Source organism: Nonomuraea corallina (genome assembly GCF_027620315.1).
GTDB lineage: Bacteria > Actinomycetota > Actinomycetes > Streptosporangiales > Streptosporangiaceae > Nonomuraea > Nonomuraea corallina.
On record NZ_JAPNNL010000115.1, the window covers coordinates 1 to 23597 of the forward strand.

Genomic DNA, 23597 nt, shown 5'->3' on the forward strand with positions numbered 1-23597 from the left:
CGGGTCGGAGGCGATGGGGCCGAACAGCTCGGGCTGGGAGCGCAGCAGGGCGATGTCGGCCAGGCAGTCTCCGCCCAGGGCGACAGTGAGGGCGAGATCAGCGATGACTTTGCCTGGGTCGTGCACGGCGCGTGAAGGGCGCCATCGCTCCAGTTCGTGTGACAGCGCCCGGTTCAGGCCGGTGATGGCCAGCGTCCGGGTAAGGAGGAAGCCGCCTGCGTGGGACAGGAGACCGTTTGCGTCAGCGGACAGGCTGATCTTGCGGTTGGACGCGATAGTCTGCACGTGAAAAGTGCCTCTTGCTGTGGCGCGGACAGGACCTTCGACAAGCCCTATCCTCCCAGCTCAAAGGCACTTTTCTCATGTAAACGATCAGTTCGGCTCAAATTCCCCGTGAAAGCCCGAGGCTAACCTCACTCCGGGGGGAGACCTTGCAGAGTGCCGCCCACTTTCGCTCAGCCTCCTGCAGCCTCTCTAGCTCTGCTTGGCTGTTCTGCTCTCTTCGTAGCGCGGCCGCCCAGTCCTGGTGGGCGTATACCGACTCGCGCAAGCTCCCACGGAGCTCCGGATCATCGGTTGCCTCCGCAGCAGTGAGCAACCTATCGGCATATGCCAGGGCATCCGCTTGCCATTCCTCTCGCGTCACCGTGATCGTCTGGACATTGCGTGCAGCGACTGCCAGGGCGCAAGCTTTGGACCGTGAAGAGTCCTTGTTCAACAGGTCATCGAAACTCTTGATGCCGAAGAACGCCAAGATGGTGATCATGGATACCGCGATCCCCAGGCCCGCAGCGAATTTCGGCTTATCAGAACCGTCGCTCACCTCTGTGCCTCCGTTAGCCGAAAGCGTGCTGCCCCGAGTATAGGATTAAGATGGCGTTGGTGGAGCTTTTGTCTGGAACCATGCCTGGCCATGCAAACCGACGAACTCACCCTCTCTAAGAGTTCATAGTGGCCGCAGAAGTGATGCCGATGGTTGCCCGGTGCGAGTACGCCTCGTCAGTTCGACGGCACGGCGGCCTGTGGCAGATCCCAGACAAGGATGGTGACGGCCCCCGGAATGCTGCCCCTACCCCGGGAGGCCGCCACCTGTCCCGGCAGCAGCACAGGCATGTCGCGCGACCGGGCCCTGACTCGGATTCGGCTGCAGCGGCGCCCGTCTCGGCCCAGCCAGCGGTGAGGTCGTTTTAATGGACGGACTTAAGATAATCGGCCAGGATCTGCTGCAACGGCTGGAGCCAGTCCGGCCGGGGCGGCCCCATCATGATGTCGATCTCGCCAAGCGTGGGCATGCGGCCGCGAAGGGCGCCTGCAGACACGTTGAGCTGCAGCGCCATCTGGATCAGCAGGGCCATCGAGTAGAACGGCTCCCTTGCCAGGACCTCGGCGACGGCGCGGCAGGCGGCATCCCGTTCGCCGAGGTGCCAAGCGGTGAAGGCCAGCAGTGAACCGACCGGAGCCAGGAACGCTGGCTCGATCCGATCGGCCACATCCAGCAGCACGGCGGTCATGACGACCGGCTCGACCTGCGAGGCCAGCCAGGCTTCGTCGCGGACGCGGACGATCCGCAGGTCCATGCTGAGGCGGATGGCGGTGGCGTCATCCACGCTCCCGCCGTCGCGGTAACGGCTGATCGTCTGATGCAGCCGGGCACGGGCCTCGTCCACGATGCGGCCGGTCGGCGGTTGGGCGTTGAGCTGGTCGGCCAGGTCGGTGGCGAGCCGGCGGGTGAGGTGTCGCAGCCGTACGGCGCGCTCTGCGTTCGGCTGGGGGGCGGGCAGGTTGGCGGAGGTCATGACGGGCTCCTTAATCGGTCGAGCCGCCGTCCGGGGAACCGGTCCCCCGGACGGCCGAGACGATGGGAGGGGGCGTTCACGGATGGTGGGCGAGGGCCGCCTCTTCGGGGGTGCGGCTGAAGACCAGGTCGTCGGCGTAGGCCATGGCCGCCCGGTCGTCGCCGAGGAACCAGATGCGCTGCCGACCGAGGTGGTCGACGGTGTCGATGCGAGCCTGGACGGGCATCCACCCGCCGCCGTCCGGGGTGTCGCCGGCGGCGAGGCGGACGTGCCAGCCCGGCTCGATGGCGCGGGCCGGCCGGAACTCGCCGGTCATGCCGGTGCCGGATGGTGTCCGAGGCCGAGTGCGGCGCCCAGCTTGGGGCCGAGCTGCAGCGCGTCGTGCACGGCGGGCAGGGCGCGGCGCTGCCAGCCTTCCAGCGCTACCGGCAGGTCGGCGCCGTAGCGCAGGTGCTGCCGCAGTGTGGCGGCCAGGGAGGTGGCCTGCTCGATGCCGCTGTTGGCGCCGCGGGCGGTGTTGGGCCGGACCGGGGCCAGCGCGTCGCCCAGCAGGACGGCGTGGGCGTGGCGGCCGACCGGGTACACCATCCGCTCGGGCGGGGCGATGTCGACGATGGGGGCGGCGGTCCAGGCCGGTGTTGCTTCGATGATGTCGGCGGCTGTGGCGGGCAGTAGTTGCCGGGCGTGGCCGGTGACGTGCTCGCGGGCGTGCGCGGTGATCTGGTGCGGCAGGACGTAGGTGCGGCGGGTGGGGTCGGCGGCCAGCAGGGTACGGAACTCCTGCTCGGAGTGGTTGAGGTAGAGGGTCCAGTCGGTGGCGATGCTGCCGTCACGCCGCTGGATCGGGAACAGGTGGAAGCCCGCGCCGTACGGCTCGATGCGGGTGTAGTCGTGCAGGTCCTGCGGGACGGTGGGTGCCTGGCCGCGCCAGGCGACGTACCCGCCGTAGCGGAGCTCCCGGTCCGGGTCGAGCAGGCGACGACCGGTCGAACGGCGGCCGTCGGCAAAGACCACCAGATCGGCGCTGAGCGGGCCGGCGTCGGCGATCCGCAGCTGGGCGCGACCGTCGGGGCCGCTGGTAAGGCCGTGGACGCGGCTGCCCAAGCGCAGCCATCCCTCAGGGAAGCGCTGCAGCAGCGCGGTGTTGATCAGGTGCCAGGCGGTGGAGCGGCCCGGATAGAAAGTGTGGGTGCGGCCGGCCTCGCGACGGTCGGCGACCTTGACCGCGACCACGCGCTCGCTGGTGAAGGGGACGAACTCGTGCTGCGGGACGCCGATGGAGTCCAGCACGTCCAGGGCGGTGTGCTCCAGGCCGATGACGCCGCCGGCCTGCGCGTGCAGGCGGGGGGAGGCGTCCAGGACGGTGACGTTCGTCAGGCCGGCCTGGTGGAGTAACAGGGCGAGGGTGGGGCCGGTGATGGAGGCGCCGACGATGGCGACGGTGGGCTGGTCGCCGGGCGCGGCCAGGGCGGGCGAGGCGGTGTGAGGGTGGGCGAGCGCGGTCATGGCAGCTCCCGGAGTGGGGGTGGACGGGCTGCCGGAAGGAGGGATGCGCGCGGCCGTCGGCGCGGGGGCCGCGGCGGCGGGGATGTTCCCTTCCGGCGGCGGCCGTCAGCGGCGCGGGAAGCCACCGCGCAACCGGCCGTGTCTGGCCGGGTCAAGATGTTTTGCGCCAGCAAAAGATCTTTGATCAGGCCAGACCTCGCCCTCCTGGAGCCCCGCGGCGCGGGGCGAGAGGGCGGTTGCGCGGGCGGCGCCCCGTGACGCAGGCTGCGAAGCCGGAAGGGGTGGATCGCCCGTTGTGACCTGATGCCCGAATGCCGCGCTGCTTCTGTGCCGAGGCAGACTCCGCCGCCCTCCACATCGGACGAGCGAGACGTATGCGCCGGCTGCGACGCTGCTCAGGCCGTGAGGGCCCAGCTGAGCCAGCGCAACCGAGAGCCCGGGCCGGTGCTTTCTGTGCTGATGTCCACCAACTAGTGCTGTGACCGGAAACGATCACCGGGTTGTGTGGGCTTCAGACTGCGGGCCGGAGAGGCCGTCCGCCCCAGCGGATGCCCTTCTCACTGCGGACGCGGGCGCGCTCGCGACGTTGAGCGGCCAGCACGTCCGGGTGCCGGGCGTGAGCGTTGCGCCAGCGCAGGTAGCCGTGCAGCGCCCAGGTCTGGACGGTGTGGCTGGGATGGCAGGAGTTGGCCAGGGTGAACTGGCGTAGCGGGCCGAAGTGCGCCTCGATCGGGTTGGCCCAGGACGCGTACGTGGGCGTGAACAGCAGTCTGACCTTGTGTTTCTCGGCCCAGATACGGATGCGCCAGTTCTTGTGTGCTGACAGGTTGTCGAGGATCACGTAGATCGGGGCGCCGTCCGGGCGGGCGGCGCGGATGGATTTCAGCGCGGCCCAGGTGTTGTCGATGCCCTTGCGGCGGTGGTTGACGCCCCACAGCAGGTCATCGCCGACCGAGTAGCAACCGTGAAAGTAGGTCACGCCCTGGGTGCGCCGGTAGGTGGCCGGTAGCCGGTCCGGCTCACCTCGCGGCGCCCAGCCCGATCCCGCGGTGGGCCGGATGCCGAGCGGCCCGAACTCATCGAAGGCGAAGGTCCGCTCGGGCCGCTCGGTCAAGGCGTACTCAATGGCGTCCAGCTTGGCGTCGAAGTCCGGGTCCGGGGACTCCTTCCACGTCTTGGTGCGCTGGAAGGTGACGCCGTGCCGGGCCAGCAGGGCGCGTAACGCCTCCCGGCCCAGGGTGAAGGCACCACCGGGAAGCCGATGCAGGTAATCGAGGAGTTTGCGGATGGACCAGCGGGTGAACGGCTGGCCGAGCTTGACCGGTCGCGTACTGGCCGTCGCGGCGACGATCACTTCTTGTTCAAGACTCAGCAGGCGGGGACGGCCTCCCGCCCACTGAGGGTCCAGACAGGCCAGCCCGATCTCGTTGAAACGGTGGATCACATCGCGCACGGTGTCCTCATCGGCCTGCACCAGCCGGGCGATGACCGGTACGGTGTTACCTCCGGCCGAGGCCAGCAGGATCATCGCCCGCCGGTAGCGCACCGTGCTGGTCGTGCCGCGCCGCACGATCCGCTGTAGCTTCTGCCCTTCTGGTTCCGTGAGCCTGCGTACCCTGACCGGTTGCGTCACGCCTGCCTCCCGAGCGCCGATCGATCGTGATCAGCACCCATCCAACCGGCACCCGCGTCCTACACGCCAACCCGGTGATCGTTTCCGGTCACAGCACTAGCGCAGTTCACCCCCACGGGGGAACCGCGATCGGCGCCTGGATCATCCGCGCCACGTCCTGCTCACCCCCACGGGCGTGGGGACCGCTCGATGCGTTTGCCGACCTTGTCCCGGTTGGGCGGTTCACCCCCACGGGCGTGGGGACCGCATCTCCCACGGGCGGGCCAGACCCTCCCGAACCGGTTCACCCCCACGGGCGTGGGGACCGCGCGCCCGTGGGGACGTGCTTGGGCGGGTAGTGCGGTTCACCCCCACGGGCGTCGGGACCGCGACATCGTCAACCGGGCCCTGTTCGCGCGGGGCGGTGCACCCCCACGGGCGTGGGGACCGCGCCGTTTGGCAGACGGGGGGCATAGCCCTAGCCGGTTCACCCCCACGGGCGTGTGGACCGCCGGCAACTGAGTTACCAGGGACGGCCTACCGACGGTTCACCCCCACGGGTGTGGGGACCGCGACGCCTGCTCGGACGAGATACCGAGCCCGTCCGGTGCACCCCCACGGGCGTGGGGACCGTCGGCGGACATCTCGCCCCTGGTGGCGATCACCCGGTTCACCCCCACGGGCGTGGGGACCGTGCCTCCGGTGGCGGCGGCCATCACGCAACCGCCGGTTCACCCCCACGGGCGTGGGGACCGCCGGTCCTTCTTACGCATCGCGGACTTGTGAGCCGGTTCACCCCCACGGGCGTGGGGACCGCGCTCCATAGCGGATTGAACACGTCGTAAGCGCGGTTCACCCCCACGGGCGTGGGGACCGCCCCAGGTAGAGGCTCGTCATGTGGCCGCCGCACGGTTCACCCCCACGGGCGTGGGGACCGCGGGGTTAGCAGGGTGTGTTCGAGGGCGGCCCACGGTTCACCCCCACGGGCGTGGGGACCGCTCCAAGATCGGGAGCCAGGTCCAGACCTCCCGCGGTTCACCCCCACGGGCGTGGGGACCGCGAGCACGATCACGGCGTTCTTGCGCTGTATGGCGGTTCACCCCCACGGGCGTGGGGACCGCGGGAAGGCGTCCACCTACTCCCGGCTCGTCCCCGGTTCACCCCCACGGGCGTGGGGACCGCACCGCGATGGCGCGCGGCGTGCCGTTGACGATCGGTTCACCCCCACGGGCGTGGGGACCGCGTCCACCTGGCCCGCGTAGGCGACGCCTACAGCGGTTCACCCCCACGGGCGTGGGGACCGCGTTCGCTCCAACGACCGTTCGGGGCGCTCTCATGGTTCACCCCCACGGGCGTGGGGACCGTGTACGCCGCGCAGTCGTCGCTATGGCTGGTCACGGTTCACCCCCACGGGCGTGGGGACCGTGCCCTGGTGAACGGCACCACCATGACGGGCTTCGGTTCACCCCCACGGGCGTGGGGACCGTGCCGTTGTCGTGTCGGCGGGGTTGAGTGCTCGCGGTTCACCCCCACGGGCGTGGGGACCGTGGTGTCGTCGTCCTTGTCGGTGGCCTCCCGGATGGTTCACCCCCACGGGCGTGGGGACCGTGACGGCCACCACTCACATGGTAAGCGCTGACGCGGTTCACCCCCACGGGCGTGGGGACCGTGTGGTTCTTGCCGTAAGACATCAGGCGTTTCCCGGTTCACCCCCACGGGCGTGGGGACCGTCTCACCGCGGCGCGGCAGCGGCTCCGCCGAGTCGGTTCACCCCCACGGGCGTGGGGACCGTGCGAACCCGATGAACCGCCCGGTCTCCCGTACCCGGTTCACCCCCACGGGCGTGGGGACCGTACTTCCTGAACAGCCAGGATAGCCCTGACCTGCAGCGATGTGAATGTCGGTGTTTGTCGCCATTCTCAACCAACAGCAGGGAAAAGCGTGCGCTTGAGCCAAGTCGCTACAGGAACACTCCACTTCAAGTGCGAGCGCGTCTAGCGGAACCACTCTTCATCCCGTAAGCTCCCTCCGCGTTACTGCCACGAATCCATGAGATAAACAGACAATCGGGGAGATTGGTGAAACCAGGGCACGTGGAGCACGAAGCGGTAGACATGCTCATATGGGGCAAGTCGCGCAATTTACCTAAATCCTATCCGCTTGCCTGTCATCTGCTCGATGCTGCTGCCATGGCGCACGTTCTGTGGCATGACTACCTCTCCCCCAATCTGAAACGGCGTATAGCAGACGCTATCGGCACCACCGCTGACGCCGCCGGACAACTGGTAGCTTTCTGGGCAGGACTGCACGACATCGGCAAGTGCATGGCTTGCTTCCAGAGCATGGATGTCACACAATTCGGTCACCTCAGCGGCTACCCAGAGGCGATCGGCGAGAAGCGTCGTCATGAATATGCCGCTCATGTCTGGCTCAGCCAACCGTTCGCCCGCTTGGGCTATGGCGCACGCCGCCCTAAAGACCCTGCCTTCCTCATAGCGCAGTTACTGGGCGGACATCACGGACGGTTCAGCGCAAGAGACCACCGAGAATGCCGGTTCAAAGCGACAGAAGTCCTCGCGGAATTAGGCGATGGGAAGTGGGAAGCTCAGCGCGAAGCTCTGTTCCGTACCGTCAGCGAAATTACGGAGCCACCACCAGCGCCCGCATCGTTCAGCGCGGAAGCAGCCGCTCTCGCTTGCGGGATCGTCATCCTGGCCGACTGGCTGGTCAGTCAGGACGATTATCTGAAGCAACGCCTGCCCCAGATACCCGCCGATGCCAGCGGTCTCCGCCGCCACTACGAAGACTCACTACGACTCTCCCCCTCTTTGATCGATGCCGCAGGCCTTCGCCCCGTACGGTTCCGCAGTGCGAGCTTCGCCGACGAGTTCTCCCATATCGAACGCCCGAACGCGTTGCAACACTCGGTCGCCGAGCACCTGCCTACCCTTCTGACAGGCGGTCCAGGCCTGTTCCTGGTGACCGCCCCCATGGGCATCGGCAAGACCGAGGCAGCCTTTCACGGCGCGCGTCTGCTCGGGCAGGCGAGCGGCACTCCGGGCTTCCTTTTCGCGCTCCCCACGATGGCGACGGCCGACCAGATGTACGGCAGAGCACGGGCGTACGGCGAGAGCGGGGCCGAGGACGACGCAGCGCTCACGCTGCTGCACAGCATGGCGTGGCTCAACGACGCCTACACGGCCGAGGGCGTCGACACCACGGTGATCAGCGAAGACGCGAGCGTGGCGGCGCCGGACTGGCTGCACGGCAAGAAGCGCGGCCTGCTGGCTCCGATGTCGGTCGGAACGATTGATCAGGTTCTGCTGTCCGTGCTGCCCCTCAAGCACATGCCGCTACGCATGCTCGGCCTGGCCGGCAAGGTGCTCATCGTCGACGAGGTTCACGCCTACGACGCCTACATGCAGAAGTTGCTGGCCAAGGCGTTGATCTGGCTCGGGCGGCTGGGAGTGCCGGTCGTCTTGATGTCCGCCACCTTGCCCACACGGATCGCGGCCCGCTTGGTCTCCTCCTATCTGGAAGGTGCCGGCCACAGCGGGATATCGCTGCCGCCGATCACATACCCGGGCTGGGCCTTCGCCGACGCGGCCACCGGAAAGATCTCGCCCTTCGAGATCGAGATCGAGCCGAGCACGTTGCATGTCGAGCGGCGACCGGTCCCGGTGCGGTCATCCGCTCTGGATCGTTCCCAAGTGCTACGCGACGTACTGGCGCCGCTGGTCGACGAGGGCGGCTGCGCTGGCGTCGTCTGCAACACCGTCGCCGAGGCTCAGCAGACGTACCTGTTCTTGCGCGACTGGTTCGACACCTTGCCGCAGGCCCCCGAGTTGACTCTCCTGCACGCCCGTTTCCCCGCACGTCGCCGTGAAGAGATCACCAGTGAGATCACCCGCAAGTTCGGCAAGTGCAAGATCTGTCAGCCCTCGGACAGATGTGGTCACCGCCCGAAAGCGGTCGTGGTCGCCACCCAAGTCATCGAGCAATCCCTGGACCTCGATTTCGACCTTGTGATCAGTGATCTCGCTCCCGTCGCGCTGCTGTTGCAGCGAGCCGGACGGTGCCAGCGTCACGCGGGCCGGCTCCGGCCTGCGTGGGCGGCCGGACGGCGACTGGTCGTCCTGAGACCGAGTGACGAGAAAGGCGAACTGGTGCTGCCGCGCTCGTGGCCGTTCATCTACTCGCCCTCCCTGCTGCGCCGCACCGATCACGAGATCACCGACGATGAGATCACCATCCCTGACGACGTCCAAAAGCTCGTGGAGCAGGTCTACGACGACAGCTTCGCCAACGGCGAGCTGAGCGAGGAGGACCTGGAATGGATCGGCAAGGAGATCGCCGAGGAAGGGATAGCGGACATGATCGCGATCCCGTCGCCGGACGAAGTTTCCGGGCTTCACCAGCTCACATCCTCTGACGCTCAGGAGGACCTGGTCGCCACCCGCCTGGGCGCCGACTCAACCCGCGTCCTCTGTGCCTATCAGCGGCCGGATGGCTCGCTCTACCTCGACGAGGCCTGCACGACCAAGCTGCCCGACGCCACCAAGCTTCCCCGCCAGGTGATCAAGGAGATCCTCGCGGAAACCATCCCGCTCCGCTCCTCCATGCTCGCAGGCCGCGACGCCGCCAACGACCCACCGTCCAGTTGGAGGGACAGCGCCTGGCTTCGGGACCTTGCGCTCGTCCCACTCCGGATCGGTGCGGACGGATCCGCCACCGGTTGGGTCGGCCAGCGGGAGTTCCTCCTCCACACCGACCTCGGCCTGCAGATAACCACTCATGCCTGAGTTCAAGGAGCACCGATGCGCCATGGCTACGACCTGCTGAATCGTGATTGGATTCCCGTCCGTCCCGGATCCGCGGTCGGGATCCGCGAACTCCTCACGCGGGCCCACGAACTCGAAGACATCGTGACCCCTTTGGCGCCGGCGGGCGCCGGGCTATGGCGTGTCCTGGCGGTCTTCGCGGCTCGGCTCACCGGCCTGGACAGGCCCGCCAGCTTCGATGAGTGGGAAAGCCGCCGGGAGTCCGTCCTTGATGCCGGCAGGTTCAAGGCGGACGAGTCCTCCTACCTCAGCCGCTATCAAGATCGGTTCGACCTCTTTGATGGCGAACGACCGTTCCTCCAGGACCCGCGACTGGCTGAGGAATGCGCCAAGACGTCCGGCATCAACAAGCTCGTCCTGTCGCGGCCGGCGGGGAACAACCAGGTGTGGTTCGATCACCACACGGATCTCGACGCCCGGCCGATCCCGCCCGAGGAAGCGGTCTGGTACCTGCTGGCGCAGCTGTACTACGGCCCGTCCGGGCGGTGCACGAGCCGCACGGTCAACGGCAGGAGCGAGGCCAACAGCACCGCCGGACCGCTGCGCGGAACGATCTCCTTCCATCCACTGGGCCGTACGGTCTTCGAATCCCTGGTGGTCGGTATCCCCTATCCGGGAAGCCGGCCCGTGCAGGATGACCTGGCGCCCTGGGAGCGAGACGATCTGCCCGACCCGCTCGGACTGCCTCCGCCTCCGGTGGGAATAGCGGGGGTGCTGACCGGCCGGTTCAGGCACGCGGTCCTGCTGTCCCAGAAGGATGGCCTGGTCGACAATGCGTGGATCACCTGGGCCTGGCGGCAGCCCACGGCCACGGTGCGCGACCCGTACCTGATCTATCAGGAGAACAGGACCGGAGACCTCTACGCCAGAGGCGCGCGCAGCGAGCGGGCGCTGTGGCGGGATGTGGACGCGCTCCTCCTGCATGACGTCGGCGAGGAGCACGCCCGTCGGCCGCAGGTGCTGGACCAGGCTGAGAACCTGCCGTTCGACCTGCTGGACGACCTGCGCGTACGGGCCTTCGGATTCGACCAGGACGGCCAGACGCGTGACCGTCAGTGGTTCACGGCCGCCACGCCCGCCATCCTGTCCCTGCTGAAGGATCCCCAGAGCGCCATGGGCGTGAGCCGGGTGAGGCTAGCCGCGGAGAAGGTCGGGCGGCACCTCGGTTCGGCATTGCGCAGCGCCTGGGTGGCGATCAACGACCCGTCGAACGGCAACGGTCCTCCGGTCCGCTCCGATATCCCGGCCGGTCCCTGGAGAGGCCAGGGAGACGCGCGCTACTGGCCGCGCGCGGAGCAGGAGTTCTGGCGCAAGGCCTTCAGCCGGGACTTCGATGAGCCGGCCATGGACTTCATCAAGGTGGCATTGCAGGTCTACGAGGAGATCACCGAAAAGGCCGGCAGCGCCCCGCGCGCGCGGCGAGCCATCGAGCGGGCGCGCGGCCTGATCTTCGCCGCCAGCAAGCCGGCACCATCAAGGAGAGCAGATGGCTGATGACACCCCCCTCCAGCGGCAGGCGACGAGACTGGTGGACGAGGCGATCAAAACGCTGTCCCATCCGGACAAGCGGCGCAGGGTCGCCCTGCGCCGGGCGCTCGGGAAATCACCGGAAGATCCCGCGGTTCGTGCGGCTCACATGGTGGTGGCGCCCATCCTGCCTGCAGGTTGTGATCAGGCGACGGAGCGGGCGTTCTACGCTGTCGCCTCCATGATCGCCGCTCAGCCGCGTGATGCCCGGGACAACACCACAGGATCAGACGGCGGTGAAGCGGAAGAGCCTGAGCAGGATCAGGCTGACGACGCCGTCCCCGTCGATCAGATGGAAAGTCTGGGGGCCACGCTGGGTCGCGCGGTTGGTGCCGACGAACTGCGGGAGAAGACGATGGAGGCCCGGCTGCATCTGATGTGCCGCCAGGATCTCGACGGTATCCACCGGCACCTGCCCCGCCTGATCGCGACGCTGCGCGCGGAACTCCTGCCGGTCAGTTGGACGCGGCTCACTATCGACCTGGCGCGTTGGGGGCGCCAGCGCGACCTCGTGACCAAGAGGTGGCTGCAGGACTACTACCGCAAGGTGCACGACGAGAAGGCCAAGCGCGTGAAGAACAAGCAGAAGAGCGAAGGCGAGGACCAGTGACCACGGCCCGATTCATCGACATCCACGTTCTGCAAACCCTGCCCTACAGCAACATCAACCGGGATGATCTTGGATCGCCCAAGAGCGTGGTTTATGGAGGTGTGAGCCGTACCCGTGTCAGCAGCCAGAGCTGGAAGCGCGCCGTACGCTTCAACGTCGAGAACGCCCTGGGCGACCCGGCAGCCCGTACGCGGCGCATCCCTGAGCAGGTGGCCAACCGGCTCACTGATCGCGGCTGGCCCTCCGAACTGGCGACGGCCGCCGGTCAGCAGGTGGTTCTCTCGGCGGGCAAGGGCCTGAAGGTCGAGAGTGACGGAGTCACCTCCGTGCTGCTGTACCTGCCGACTTCCGCACTCGACGAGCTGGCTGACCTGGCGGTGGAGCACCGTGACCAGATCCAGGAGCAGGCCGGCAAGAGGAAGCCCGTCCCGGTGCTGCCCGCCGCCCGCATCGCTGAGCTGCTGTCCCGCCGCAACGGAGTGATCAATCTGTTCGGCCGGATGCTGGCTGAACTCCCCAGCGCCGAAGTGGACGGCGCGGTGCAGTTCGCCCACGCCTTCACCACGCACGGCACGAACACCGAGGTCGACTTCTTCACGGCGGTCGACGACCTCAACCCGGGCGAGATGCGCGGCAGCGGCCACATGAACTCCGCCGAGTTCTCCTCCGGAGTCTTCTACCGCTACGCCAGCATCGATCTCACCAGCCTGATGAAAAACCTCGATGACCGCACCGCCGCCGCCGAGCTCACCAGCGCCTTTCTGACAGGCTTCATCTCCGCCCTGCCCTCCGGCAAGCAGAACTCCACGGCCGCCAGCACCGTGCCCGACCTCGCCTACATCGCCGTTCGAGCTGACAGGCCGATCTCGCTGGCGCCCGCCTTCGAGATTCCCATCAAGCTCACGGGCGAGGGCGGGTACGCGGCACGCTCACGAGACGCGCTGGCCTCCTACGCTCAGCGGCTGCACGCGTTGTGGGGGCAGGACAGCCTGGTGCGGCACAGCCACGCGACCATCGACCCCAAGGAACTGGCCGGACTCGGCGACAAAGACCCCTCCTACGGAAGCCTCATCCAGCACGCAGTGAGGGCCGCCTACCCGGCGGAGTCGAGCGCGTGAGCGGGCTGGTGCTGCGCCTGGGCGGGCCGTTGCAGTCCTGGGGTGAGCACAGTGCCTTTACCGACCGCGACACGCAGCGGTTCCCCACCCGGTCGGGCTTGATCGGCCTGTTCGCCGGCGCCCACGGCATGCGGCGCGGAGAAGATTTGTCCCGTTTCGACGATCTGGCCTTCACGATCCGCATCGACCGGCCTGGGATCCCGACGATGGACTTTCACACGGTGGGCGGTGGGCGAGCCCGCCACCAGACCGTGCCCACCGCTGAAGGCGGCAGGCGCAGCGTCGAGACGGCCACCATCGTCACCCGCCGCCACTACCTCGCCGACGCCGTCTTCATCGTCGGCGTGAGCGGCCCGAAGGACACGATCGACACCCTGGCCGAGCGGCTCGAACAGCCCTGCTGGCAACCGTACCTGGGCCGCCGATCCTGCCCGCCCGATCCGCCCCTGCTGCTGCGCCGGGTCCAGGACCCCTTCGTGGAACTCGCCGAACGCGTCCCTGTCTGCCGCACCTACCAGGAAGGCGCACAGGTCGACTTCGTCCGGGAAGGAACCCACTCGGAAGCGGCCTCGGTCGCCGAACTCGCGGACGTGCCGGTCAGCTTCACCCCGCTTGAACGCCGCTACCGCCTCCGAACCGTCAGCATCACCCCGCTCTCGGTTCCCCAGGACCTCTGGCTGGGCCGGGGACGGAAGTACCAGGACGCCCTGTTCAACTACGCCGGAGGGACACCGTGACCACATGGCTGACCCGGATTGTCCCTGAACCCCGTAGCCGCGCCGCCCAGCGGGACCTGCGCGACGCCGAAGCCCTGCACAAGCGCGTCATGTCCCTGGTCCCCGACGGCCTCGGCGACCAGGCCCGCGCCAAGGCCGGTGTCCTGTACCGCTACGACGAGACAGGAACGGTCGGGCCGCACCTGCTCATCCAGACCGGCATGCCCATCGACACCACCCGGCTGCCCCAGCAGTACGGATCTCTTGCCGTACGCGACCTGACCCCCCTGCTGGACGCCCTCCACACCGACATGGGGATCCGCTACCGGATCATCGCCAACACCGCCAAGCGGCTGGGCCGAAACTCCGACCGTCCCGGCAAGCTGGTCTCCCTACGGGGACCAGAAGCCGACCAGTGGTGGCATGCCCGCGCCGAAGGTAGCGGGTTGATCCTCAAGACTCTGATCTCCACCTCTCTGCCTGATGTCCGCAGCAAGGGCAAGGACGGCGTACGGCACGCGGCCACCCGGTTCGACGGCATCGCGCTGATCAAAGATCCAGAGCTGGTCCGGCAAGCCGTGCTGAAGGGCATCGGTCGCGGCAAGGCCTACGGCTGCGGCCTGCTCAGCATCGCTCCGCTGGCCACCTGATGAGCGCGCATTCCGGAGCCAAGCGGCGCCTGGGCCAGCCGACCTTGGCCATGCTCCCCCGTATCTCCGACTCGCTGTCGTTTCTCTACATGGAGAGCGTCCGGATCGTCCAGGACGACACCGGCGTGTGCGCCCAGGTCGAATCACCGCGGGGAACCGAGCGGGTCTACCTGCCAGCGGCGTCGCTGGCTTGCGTCCTGCTGGGCCCCGGCACGTCCATCACTCAGCCGGCCCTGGCCACCTTCGCACGCCATGGCACATCGCTGGTGTGCGTCGGCGCGGGCGGCGTACGGTCCTACGCCGGGATCCTGCCCGCCCAGCTCACTACCGAATGGCTGGAGCATCAGGCGCGCGCCTGGGCCGACGAAGACGAACGCCTCCGCGTGGCCGTCCGGATGTACCAGCACCGCTTCGGCACAGCGCCATCTGGTGCCGGGCTCGCCCAGTTGCGGGGCTTGGAGGGGCAGCGGGTCAAAGCGCTCTACCGGATGCTGGCCACCAAGCACGGGATCACGCGTTTTCGCCGCAACTACGATCCCGCCGCCTGGGATGACCAAGATCCGGTGAACCTGGCGTTGTCGGCGGCCAACGCCGCTCTCTACGGCGTCGTCCACGCGGCCGTGCTGGCGCTCGGCTGTTCACCGGCTCTCGGCTTCATCCACTCCGGCACCCAGATGGCCTTCGTGTACGACATCGCCGACCTGTACAAGGCGAAGATCACCATCCCGCTCGCCTTCTCCCTGGCCGGCTCTATGCGGCCGGAGCGAGAGGCCCGCATGCGACTCCGGGAGGAGTTCCGCCTGTACAAGCTCATGTCCACCATCGTTCCTGACGTCCAGAGGATGATCGCGCCCGATGTAGCTCAGCCGTCCGCCCAAGACGGCGCCACCGACATCGTTCACCTATGGGATCCCGACCTCGGCTCTCTCCCGGCAGGGGTCAACTATGGCGACGAAGCCGCCGGCGACGTCGAGATTCCGTGGTAGCGGTAGCTGGTGATCCTGGCCGGAAGAAGACGTGACTCATGGCATCCATGATCGTTATTTCGACGACCGCCGTCCCCGATCATGTACGCGGCGCCTTGTCCCGCTGGCTCATCGAACCGGCACCGGGGCTGTACGTGGGGACGGTCTCAGCGCGAGTCCGTGACCAGCTCTGGTCAGCCGTCAGCCAGTGCATCGCCGATGGTGCCGCTGTGTGCCTGCACCCGGACGACAACGAGCAGGGCTTCACCATCCGCACTGCGGGCGAGCGCCGCCGCGATGTGACCGACTTCGACGGCCTCCAGCTCATTCGCTTCCTTCCCGAGCTTCCTCCTCAGCCATGACCGTCAGCAGTGGCAGTCCTACGAGGCCGCCTACCATCAACGCCGACAAACACCGACACTCTACAAATGCCCAGGTCACCGGTTTTTGAGCAGGTCAGCAAGCCCGTTCCCCACGCCCGTGGGGGTGAGCCGCCACCAGCAGGTAGGACAGCCCGAGCTCCGTCCCGTTCCCCACGCCCGTGGGGGTGAGCCGTGGGTGCGCAGGTCCTTCACCCGGGGCCAGGACCGTTCCCCACGCCCGTGGGGGTGAGCCGTGGGTGCGCAGGTCCTTCACCCGGGGCCAGGACCGTTCCCCACGCCCGTGGGGGTGAGCCACGTGTCCGCGCTGGCCGCGGCGCTGCTCGCGACCGTTCCCCACGCCCGTGGGGGTGAGCCGTCGGAGCACAGCTGTTTGCGGGCGCTCATCGCCCGTTCCCCACGCCCGTGGGGGTGAGCCGCCTTCCGCTAGGTGTCCGTTGATCTTGCCGCGCCGTTCCCCACGCCCGTGGGGGTGAGCCGGAGCGCCAGTTCGCTTCCCTCCAGGCATACATCCGTTCCCCACGCCCGTGGGGGTGAGCCGTCGCCTACCTGCGGCAGACCGGCAGCGCCGCCCCGTTCCCCACGCCCGTGGGGGTGAGCCTGGCCGGGCCCCGGCCGCGCCCGCTGGTGCACCCCGTTCCCCACGCCCGTGGGGGTGAGCCGACTGACCATACGCATAGGTGGCAGACCCGTGCCCGTTCCCCACGCCCGTGGGGGTGAGCCGGGGTCGCGTCCTTACGATTCGCGTCAAACCACCCGTTCCCCACGCCCGTGGGGGTGAGCCGTGCGCGCCTGGCTTGTCGCCAGCCAGCGCGTCCCGTTCCCCACGCCCGTGGGGGTGAGCCGCGGTCGCCGGGCGCCATGGTGACGCCGTCGATCCGTTCCCCACGCCCGTGGGGGTGAGCCGGGCGGCTCTCATCCTCCAAGACGCAAGCCGCCCCGTTCCCCACGCCCGTGGGGGTGAGCCGTGGCCGGGCATGCCGAGCAGCAGACGGTCAGGCCGTTCCCCACGCCCGTGGGGGTGAGCCGCGGGTAGGGCTCTCTTCACATTGACGGTATTACCGTTCCCCACGCCCGTGGGGGTGAGCCGGCGCCCTGAGCCCTCCCCGGGGGGAATAGGCACCGTTCCCCACGCCCGTGGGGGTGAGCCGAGAGGAGGGGGCGACATGCCGGCCATGACACCCCGTTCCCCACGCCCGTGGGGGTGAGCCGGTCAGCGTGTCGTCCGTGCCGTTTCCGATCGCCCGTTCCCCACGCCCGTGGGGGTGAGCCGGCGGCCTTGCGGCCGGTGTGGAGCTCGTCGAACCGTTCCCCACGCCCGTGGGGGTGAGCCGGGGCCGAGCGGCCATGCCTGGCGACCCGGCCCCCCGTTCCCCACGCCCGTGGGGGTGAGCCGAGGAGGGCTGGCAGATCGGTATCGTCTCGCTCCCGTTCCCCACGCCCGTGGGGGTGAGCCGCCTTGGCGGATCAGCTCGTCGCTGTCCTCGGCCCGTTCCCCACGCCCGTGGGGGTGAGCCGGAGCGCGGCTTCAACCCGGTCACGTTCGGCGTGCCGTTCCCCACGCCCGTGGGGGTGAGCCGACGAATAAGCACGGCGAGCCCACCCAGTCGTCCCGTTCCCCACGCCCGTGGGGGTGAGCCGGTCATCATTGCCGTGACCCTGGGTACGAGCCTCCGTTCCCCACGCCCGTGGGGGTGAGCCGGGCCAACGCCTACGTATGGGGATTCCAGGATGCCGTTCCCCACGCCCGTGGGGGTGAGCCGTTCGTGCGCGGCGTCACCCGCGAGGGGTGCACCCGTTCCCCACGCCCGTGGGGGTGAGCCGCCTCGCCAGCCGACACGAGCCGGTGGCCGGATCCGTTCCCCACGCCCGTGGGGGTGAGCCGTTGTGCTGGCCGCGTTCCGGCGCGAGATGGACCCGTTCCCCACGCCCGTGGGGGTGAGCCGACCGGGGTTCCACCGACGGGCAGCGTCCGCTACCGTTCCCACGCCCGTGGGGGTGAGCCGCAGCCGTTGCACCGCGAGCCGGTACCATTCCTCCGTTCCCCACGCCCGTGGGGGTGAGCCGCCGTCCGGGCTCGGCGACCGCTTCCCGATTGACCGTTCCCCACGCCCGTGGGGGTGAGCCGCTGGTGCTGTTCCCCGGCCTGGGCATGGTCGACCGTTCCCCACGCCCGTGGGGGTGAGCCGTCTATAGCGCGCTATAAACGGCTTCGGGAGGCCCGTTCCCCACGCCCGTGGGGGTGAGCCGCTGAGGATCACGCTCGCGCCGGCGGGTGATGTCCGTTCCCCACGCCCGTGGGGGTGAGCCGACTCTCGCTGATGCTCTGGCGGCGCGTGATGGCCGTTCCCCACGCCCGTGGGGGTGAGCCCGCGGCGAGCACCTTCCGAGCCTGAGGGCTCGACCGTTCCCCACGCCCGTGGGGGTGAGCCGCGCGGTCAGACGTACCTGGTCACCCAGCACGTCCGTTCCCCACGCCCGTGGGGGTGAGCCGGGGTCGCACTTCCAACGCGGGAACTTCGGCACCCGTTCCCCACGCCCGTGGGGGTGAGCCGTGGGTTTGCAGCACGATCACCAGGACGCCGCTGCCGTTCCCCACGCCCGTGGGGGTGAGCCTTCAGCGCGCCTCCGGACAGTGACTTGGATTCCCCGTTCCCCACGCCCGTGGGGGTGAGCCTGAACGGGTCGTACGTCTCCTCCGTGCTGACGCCCGTTCCCCACGCCCGTGGGGGTGAGCCAACGTTCTCGGCACCCACGGTGGGCCCCCTCCACCGTTCCCCACGCCCGTGGGGGTGAGCCGACCGCCCGCGCCGCCACCCTGGCCGCACTCCGCCGTTCCCCACGCCCGTGGGGGTGAGCCGGGCGGAGTTATCGAGGCCCGCGAGCTGGGCGGCCGTTCCCCACGCCCGTGGGGGTGAGCCCGTGATCGGAGGCTTGACGGTCCGCCCGTGAGCCCGTTCCCCACGCCCGTGGGGGTGAGCCGGGCGCTGGTCAGGCGTGGGAGGTGGAGCGTGCCCATTCCCCACGCCCGTGGGGGTGAGCCTGCCCGGCCCTCGCGGCTCACGGGGCAGCGCGACCGTTCCCACGCCCGTGGGGGTGAGCCGTTGGAGCGCCGCTCGTGCGTGCCATCCTCGGGCCGTTCCCCACGCCCGTGGGGGTGAGCCGACGACGGAGGGACCCCGGCCCGGGAGCCCTCTCGTTCCCCACGTCCGTGGGGTGAACCGGTGGTGTTCCGGATGAGGATGCCGCCCGCCGTCCGTTCCCACGACCCACAATCTCGAGTTCCATGACGATGTCGTGGTCAAGCGCTACACCTCATGGGACGAGGAGAGCCGCGTGCCGGTGAGAAGGAACTGAGGTCAACACAGGTCGACTCGTACGCTTACGCCACCCTCAATGGTCAAGAGGTGGAGGACACCGACTACGGGCGAGGACCGACCTGCTGAGCAATAAGCCTCTCCAGATCTCCGCGAGTGTTGTCGGACTCGAAAAGCCCACCCTCGTCGTGGTGCTCGGCTTCGGGATCGAGGCCGATGAGATGGGCAGCTCGGTGACTGACGTGGATGACACGCTTGCCGCGCACCTCCCGTACGAGGTGCACGGGGTCGTCGTCGGTGGCGAGCATGTACTGCCAGAGCGAGTACGGCACGGCCGGGAGGTCGGCCTCGGTGACGGGAGTGTCGTCAATGAGCATCCGGTGGTCGCGGATGTGCACGAGCCACTTGCCGCCGGCAGCGAGGGCGACATGGCCGGCGTAGCAGCAGCCCGTTCCGCACCGGCTGCGGTAATGGAACTGCCACCAGCGTTCGCCGGAGTCCGGGCGGGTTTTGATGGCGGTGATGCGGTCGAAGCCCCGCCAGGCCGCCTGGCGGTGGCGAAGCCGCTGGGCAGAATCGGTGGTCATGGCGATTCCCTTCATCGTGGGTCCTGGCGCGACCCTTCGGCCGCGGGGTGGGCAGCCTGCTGGTCTTCGATGAGGTCGGCGTCGACGACCTCGTGGTCCTGTTCGCCGACGAGTTGCCGGTGCAGGGTGGTGGCGAAGGTCTGCAGTTGATCGAGATTGGCCCGTCGCATCGTGGTGCCGGTCATCGCGTGGAAGGTGTCGTGCAGCTCCGTGAGGCCGCCTGGCCAGCTGTGGAGGATCTGGTGGCGTAGCCACTCGGCCTGTACCTGGGGGGTGGGCCCCGGGATGGCGTCGCTCTCGGCCGGATCTGGTGCGGCAGGCGTCTCGGCGGGGTCGTGCTTTCCAGCAGGCGCCTCGTCGACGCCCTCGGGGCCGGCCGGCTCCTGTTGCCGGGCTGTAAGCGCGGCGCCCACGGTGTTGAGCACGGTGCGCAACTCTGGGGTGAGGTGTCCGGCCTCGAGTGCCTGACGCCAGATGACGCGTATCCGCTCGGGAGTGGTCGCGGCGGCAGCCAGCGCGAGGTAGTCCGGCAGCGTCTGGCCGGAGGGGTCGCCCTCGTCGGGTGCGTCGGGCGGCTGGGTGCTGTGGCCGCGGGGCAGCGCGGGCGCGTTGCGCCGCGCCAGCTCGGAACGCGCCGGTACGGTGCCGGTCATCAGCTGCCGGGGTGAGATGCCCTCCACCCGCAGCCGCGGCACCGGGAAGGTGACGGGCTTGCCGTCCTTCAGGGTGCGAGTTTCGGTGACGAGCAGGATGGCGTCGATGTAGTCGCCGGCGCGTTCGATGAAGGCGGCCCGGTCCGGCAGGTCCTCGGCGGCGTTCAATCCGCCGCTGACCAGCAGCCACGTGCCCAGGCTGGGCACGTCCTGCAGCAGGACCGACAGCCGGGTCTTGACCGTGCACCGCAGCCGCCCCTCAGCCCGGCACAGGCAGGGCCGCCCCGACTTCTGTTCGATGGTCTCGCCGTCGCAGCGGCGTTCGCAGTAGGGGCCGTCCCAGTACTCCATCCACTGGGTGACCGAGTGCGGCGGCAGCAGCACGGGGATCTCGTCGGCCGTGGTGGTGACCTGCCATTTGTCCATGCCCCGGGTCATCTCGGCGACGGTGCCGCCGTACAGGTCGGCGGCGGCCTCGATGAGCGGGCGGGACGGGGAGGTGAAGCGGAAGGTCGACAGCTTGCGCGGGCGTACGCCGTGCTCGGTGGGGACGCTGTCGCCGATGCGGATGTGGCCGTCGGGCCAGTGGGCGCGCTGCTGGCGTTTCATCCGCTCGAACATGCGGGGGTGGATCGGCATCATGACTCCTTCCTGGTGGGCGGTTGGATGGGCTTGCGGCCGCGCAGGTCGGTCCGGTGCAGGTAGGCGGTGACGGGCTGCAGCCCGCGGAAGGCGGCGAACGCCGCGTCGTCGGCGGGTAGTGGGATGAACCCGTAGCCGGTGGTGCGCAGGTTGAGCACCGCGGCGCCGACGAACTGCGGGACCGGGAACTCGTGGGTGCCGTCGTGGTGGTCGGTGGCGCCGTAGCGGCACGCGGGCGGGCAGGCCAGCGCCACCGTCGCGTGCCGCAGCGCGGCGAGCTGCAGCGGGTACTCCTCCCACACCGCCGAGGCGGGATGTTTGAGGCTGGTCTTGATGTCGACCAGCCACAGCCCGGACGGGGTGGGCAGCGGTGCGGCCGGCACCGAGCGGGGCTTGAACCGGGGTACCAGCGGCGAGGTCGGGGTGGGGAAGCTCAGGTTCACCCACAGGTCGCTGGTGCCGCCGTAGCCGAGGTCGCGGTTGAGCATGGTGCACTCGGCGGTGACGATGTCGGAGGCGATGTCGGAGGGGATGTCGAGGCCGAAGTCGGTCAGCCACTGCCGGTAGGAGCCGAGGAACGGTTCGGCTTCGGGGTCCGGCGCGATCGGCGCCTGAAGGTTGACGGCCTGGGCCTGGCGATGGACGCGAGTCCCAAGCCGCATTCGCCGCTCCCACTCGATCTGATAGGCGGTTTTGGCCTGTTTGACGAAGTCGGCCAGGTCGTCGGGGTCGGCGGCGGCGCGGAGCGCGGCGGGCAGGTGTTCGGCGAACCATTCGGCGGTGTGCTTGGCGGCCGCCGGCGCCAGGGCGTGCTTGGCCATGGTGGCCAGCACGTTGGTGACCGAGATCAGGAGCGCGCCGGTGGCCGGGTCGCTGTAGTAGCGGCCGTTGCCGGTGGCGACGGCATGCTGGGGGGCGTCGGGATCGTGTTCGTGGACGGGGTCGTCCGGCGCGGCGCCGGGGCGGGCCGGGGCATCCGCGCTCATCGCTGTTGCCCCGTCTCCTGCTCCGCCTGCGCGGCCGTGGTGGAGGTCGTGGTTGAACGGTCGGCGTCGCAGGCCTGAGTCAGCGCGGGGCCGTACAGGAGTTGCCCGTCGACGGTGACGCGTAGCTGACGGTCGGCGCGCCGGTCGCGGGTGTACAGCTCGACCAGGATGCCGCCGTCCAAGGTCTGGCGGACGTAGCCGGTGATCTGGTTGGCCTGGATGCGGGCGATCGGCCAGCCGGTGACCGCGTCCTCGATCATGTCGGCGGTGATGGCTTCGACGTCAACGATGCTGCGGCCAGTCGCGGTGATGATGGCGCTGATGGCGGCGAGGGTGTCCGGTCCCCAGTTGCCGTAGGCGGCCAGGAGGGTGCGGTAGATGTCCTCGATCGCCTGGATGTCGGAGATGAGCGCGTGGGCGCGCGGCACCGGCAGCGGGTACGGGCCGGGCAGGTCAGACAGGCACACCACAGTGCCTCCAATCCGAAAAAGGTACGCACGAAGGGACCGCGGCCCCCGGTCCCGGAGGGAAGACGGACCGGAGGCCGCGGAGACAAGGGGTTCAGGCGCCGGCGGCCAGGTGCAGCACGCGCACGGCCTGGCCTTCCATCTCGTGCGCGGTGTCGGCGTCGGGCAGCGTCCGGGCGACGCTGGTGACGGCGTGCATGACGCCGCCGGCGCTGGTGTCGCCGCCCTGGATGAAGTGGGACAGGATCTGCCGCTGCTGTTCCTCGGTGTAGGAGAGCTTCTTGGCCACCAGCTCGATCGTCGCGGCAGGGTCGGCGACGCGGGCGCCGGACATCCGGGCCAGCTGCTCCAGCTTGACGCGGACGTAGTCGAGGTCGAGGAAGGTGGTGATCGCGTCCCGGGTCTGGGCGGTGATCAGGGCCAGATTCTTGTCCTGGGTGTCGGCGCTCCAGCGCACCACGCCCTCGTCCATGCGTCCGCCGAGGTGGACGTGCCGGGCGGCGTCGGCGTTGATGGTCATGCCGTTGCGGCAGACCTGTACCACCAGGCGCGGCACGATGGTGAACGCGCCTTCGCCGACCTCGCTGTTGGTGATGACGAACCCGGCGAACACGACGGGGTTGTCGGCGCCGCGCTCGCCGGTGAACGGGCTGCGGTAGTCGCGCAGCAGGTCCGGGGCGAGGGCGCGGACCTGCTCGCAGACCACGCGGACGTACATGCGGCGTTCGGTCAGGTCGCAGCCGTCGATCTGGACCTGCACGCCGCTCTGGCGCACGCCGTCCAGGGCCGCCATGAGGACGTCGAAGTTGTCGATGATGCGGTAGCTGTCGGACAGGAAGGCCCGCGCGATGCCGTGCTCGCCGTCGCCGCGCAGGCCGCGCAGCAGGAAGCGCCGGTCGGCGTCGGCGAGCCAGCCGTTGACGTTCGCGTCGTACAGGTCGGGCTTGTGCTCGCGCAGGCGGCGCAGGTACGGCAGCGGGATGGCGAGCTTGCCGGCCACGCCGCCGTCGCACACCGTGGTGGGGGTGTAGAGCCCGGCGGTGGTGGTGACGCCGCGCTCGGACAGCAGCGGCGCGGTGCTGATGCGCAGGCGGGCGCCTTCGGCGCGGATCTGGTCGCTGTGGACCACGACGTCGACCTTGTGCGCCTGCTGGTGGCGCAGCAGGTCGACGAGGTCTTCCAGGGCCGCGTTGCGGGTGGTCAGCGTGGGTGCGGACGCGGAAC

19 protein-coding genes and 2 CRISPR repeat arrays are annotated in these 23597 nt (G+C 69.1%); of the genes, 8 read left to right on the plus strand and 11 right to left on the minus strand.

From position 1 onward, the window contains the following. The 6 genes from OUY22_RS24650 to OUY22_RS24675 form a co-directional block, all read right to left on the minus strand. Positions 1-285 (minus strand): transposase (locus OUY22_RS24650; RefSeq protein WP_333486771.1); only part of this gene is annotated, 285 nt, incomplete at its 3' end. Positions 286-382: 97 nt separating this feature from the next. Next, positions 383-823 carry a hypothetical protein gene (locus tag OUY22_RS24655; protein ID WP_270157512.1) on the minus strand — a complete coding sequence of 147 codons (441 nt, stop codon included), beginning with the start codon at positions 821-823 and terminating at the stop codon, positions 383-385. 364 nt (positions 824-1187) lie between these two features. Next, positions 1188-1796 (minus strand): DUF4192 family protein, encoded by a 609-nt coding sequence (locus tag OUY22_RS24660; protein ID WP_270157513.1) that lies wholly within the window; start codon positions 1794-1796, stop codon positions 1188-1190. 76 nt (positions 1797-1872) lie between these two features. Then, on the minus strand, positions 1873-2112 hold the full coding sequence (locus OUY22_RS24665) for a hypothetical protein (protein ID WP_270157514.1): 240 nt from the start codon (positions 2110-2112) through the stop codon (positions 1873-1875). Beyond that, entirely contained in the window at positions 2109-3302 is a 1194-nt protein-coding gene (locus OUY22_RS24670) for an FAD-dependent monooxygenase (protein WP_270157515.1), read from the minus strand. The genes OUY22_RS24665 and OUY22_RS24670 overlap by 4 nt, the downstream gene beginning before the upstream one ends. A gap of 511 nt (positions 3303-3813) precedes the next feature. Further along, a complete protein-coding gene (locus tag OUY22_RS24675; RefSeq protein ID WP_270157517.1) occupies positions 3814-4935 on the minus strand; it encodes an IS630 family transposase in 1122 nt (373 codons plus the stop codon). A 157-nt stretch (positions 4936-5092) separates the two neighbouring features. Next, a CRISPR array of direct repeats spans positions 5093-6768; the repeat unit is 29 nt; unit sequence CGGTTCACCCCCACGGGCGTGGGGACCGC. Positions 6769-7007: 239 nt separating this feature from the next. On the opposite strand from OUY22_RS24675, the gene cas3 reads away from it, so the two are divergent. The 8 genes from cas3 to cas2e are packed head-to-tail and all read left to right on the plus strand — an operon-like array spanning position 7008 to position 15703. Then, positions 7008-9716, plus strand: coding sequence for a CRISPR-associated helicase Cas3' (gene cas3 / locus OUY22_RS24680; protein WP_270157518.1), 2709 nt, complete (start codon positions 7008-7010; stop codon positions 9714-9716). 15 nt (positions 9717-9731) lie between these two features. Next, positions 9732-11249 carry a type I-E CRISPR-associated protein Cse1/CasA gene (gene casA / locus OUY22_RS24685; protein WP_270157520.1) on the plus strand — a complete coding sequence of 506 codons (1518 nt, stop codon included), beginning with the start codon at positions 9732-9734 and terminating at the stop codon, positions 11247-11249. Next, a complete protein-coding gene (casB, locus tag OUY22_RS24690; RefSeq protein ID WP_270157521.1) occupies positions 11242-11892 on the plus strand; it encodes a type I-E CRISPR-associated protein Cse2/CasB in 651 nt (216 codons plus the stop codon). Before casA ends, casB begins: the two co-directional genes overlap by 8 nt. Next, positions 11889-13010, plus strand: a complete 1122-nt coding sequence (gene cas7e, locus OUY22_RS24695) for a type I-E CRISPR-associated protein Cas7/Cse4/CasC (RefSeq protein WP_270157522.1) — start codon at positions 11889-11891, stop codon at positions 13008-13010. Before casB ends, cas7e begins: the two co-directional genes overlap by 4 nt. Continuing rightward, positions 13007-13747, plus strand: a complete 741-nt coding sequence (gene cas5e / locus OUY22_RS24700; protein ID WP_270157523.1) for a type I-E CRISPR-associated protein Cas5/CasD — start codon at positions 13007-13009, stop codon at positions 13745-13747. The genes cas7e and cas5e overlap by 4 nt, the downstream gene beginning before the upstream one ends. After that, positions 13744-14376 (plus strand): type I-E CRISPR-associated protein Cas6/Cse3/CasE, encoded by a 633-nt coding sequence (gene cas6e, locus OUY22_RS24705; RefSeq protein WP_270157524.1) that lies wholly within the window; start codon positions 13744-13746, stop codon positions 14374-14376. The genes cas5e and cas6e overlap by 4 nt, the downstream gene beginning before the upstream one ends. Beyond that, positions 14376-15362: a type I-E CRISPR-associated endonuclease Cas1e gene (gene cas1e / locus OUY22_RS24710; RefSeq protein ID WP_270157525.1), complete on the plus strand. Its 987-nt coding sequence runs from the start codon at positions 14376-14378 to the stop codon at positions 15360-15362. The genes cas6e and cas1e overlap by 1 nt, the downstream gene beginning before the upstream one ends. Positions 15363-15400: 38 nt before the next feature. Next, positions 15401-15703: a type I-E CRISPR-associated endoribonuclease Cas2e gene (gene cas2e, locus OUY22_RS24715; protein ID WP_270157526.1), complete on the plus strand. Its 303-nt coding sequence runs from the start codon at positions 15401-15403 to the stop codon at positions 15701-15703. 103 nt (positions 15704-15806) lie between these two features. Further along, positions 15807-18886: direct repeats of the CRISPR family, unit length 29 nt; unit sequence CCGTTCCCCACGCCCGTGGGGGTGAGCCG. Between the two features lie 256 nt (positions 18887-19142). Here the strand turns inward: cas2e and OUY22_RS24720 are convergent. The 5 genes from OUY22_RS24720 to OUY22_RS24740 all read right to left on the minus strand — a co-directional run. After that, positions 19143-19640: a hypothetical protein gene (locus OUY22_RS24720; RefSeq protein WP_270157527.1), complete on the minus strand. Its 498-nt coding sequence runs from the start codon at positions 19638-19640 to the stop codon at positions 19143-19145. Further along, positions 19637-20917 carry a recombination directionality factor gene (locus tag OUY22_RS24725; RefSeq protein WP_270157528.1) on the minus strand — a complete coding sequence of 427 codons (1281 nt, stop codon included), beginning with the start codon at positions 20915-20917 and terminating at the stop codon, positions 19637-19639. The genes OUY22_RS24720 and OUY22_RS24725 overlap by 4 nt, the downstream gene beginning before the upstream one ends. Next, positions 20917-21906, minus strand: coding sequence for a hypothetical protein (locus OUY22_RS24730; RefSeq protein WP_270157529.1), 990 nt, complete (start codon positions 21904-21906; stop codon positions 20917-20919). The genes OUY22_RS24725 and OUY22_RS24730 overlap by 1 nt, the downstream gene beginning before the upstream one ends. Continuing rightward, complete coding sequence (locus OUY22_RS24735) at positions 21903-22373, minus strand: hypothetical protein (protein WP_270157530.1); 471 nt, start codon at positions 22371-22373, stop codon at positions 21903-21905. Before OUY22_RS24735 ends, OUY22_RS24730 begins: the two co-directional genes overlap by 4 nt. Positions 22374-22467: 94 nt before the next feature. Then, positions 22468-23597: DUF932 domain-containing protein (locus OUY22_RS24740; RefSeq protein WP_333486772.1), on the minus strand; the 1130-nt coding region annotated here is incomplete at its 5' end.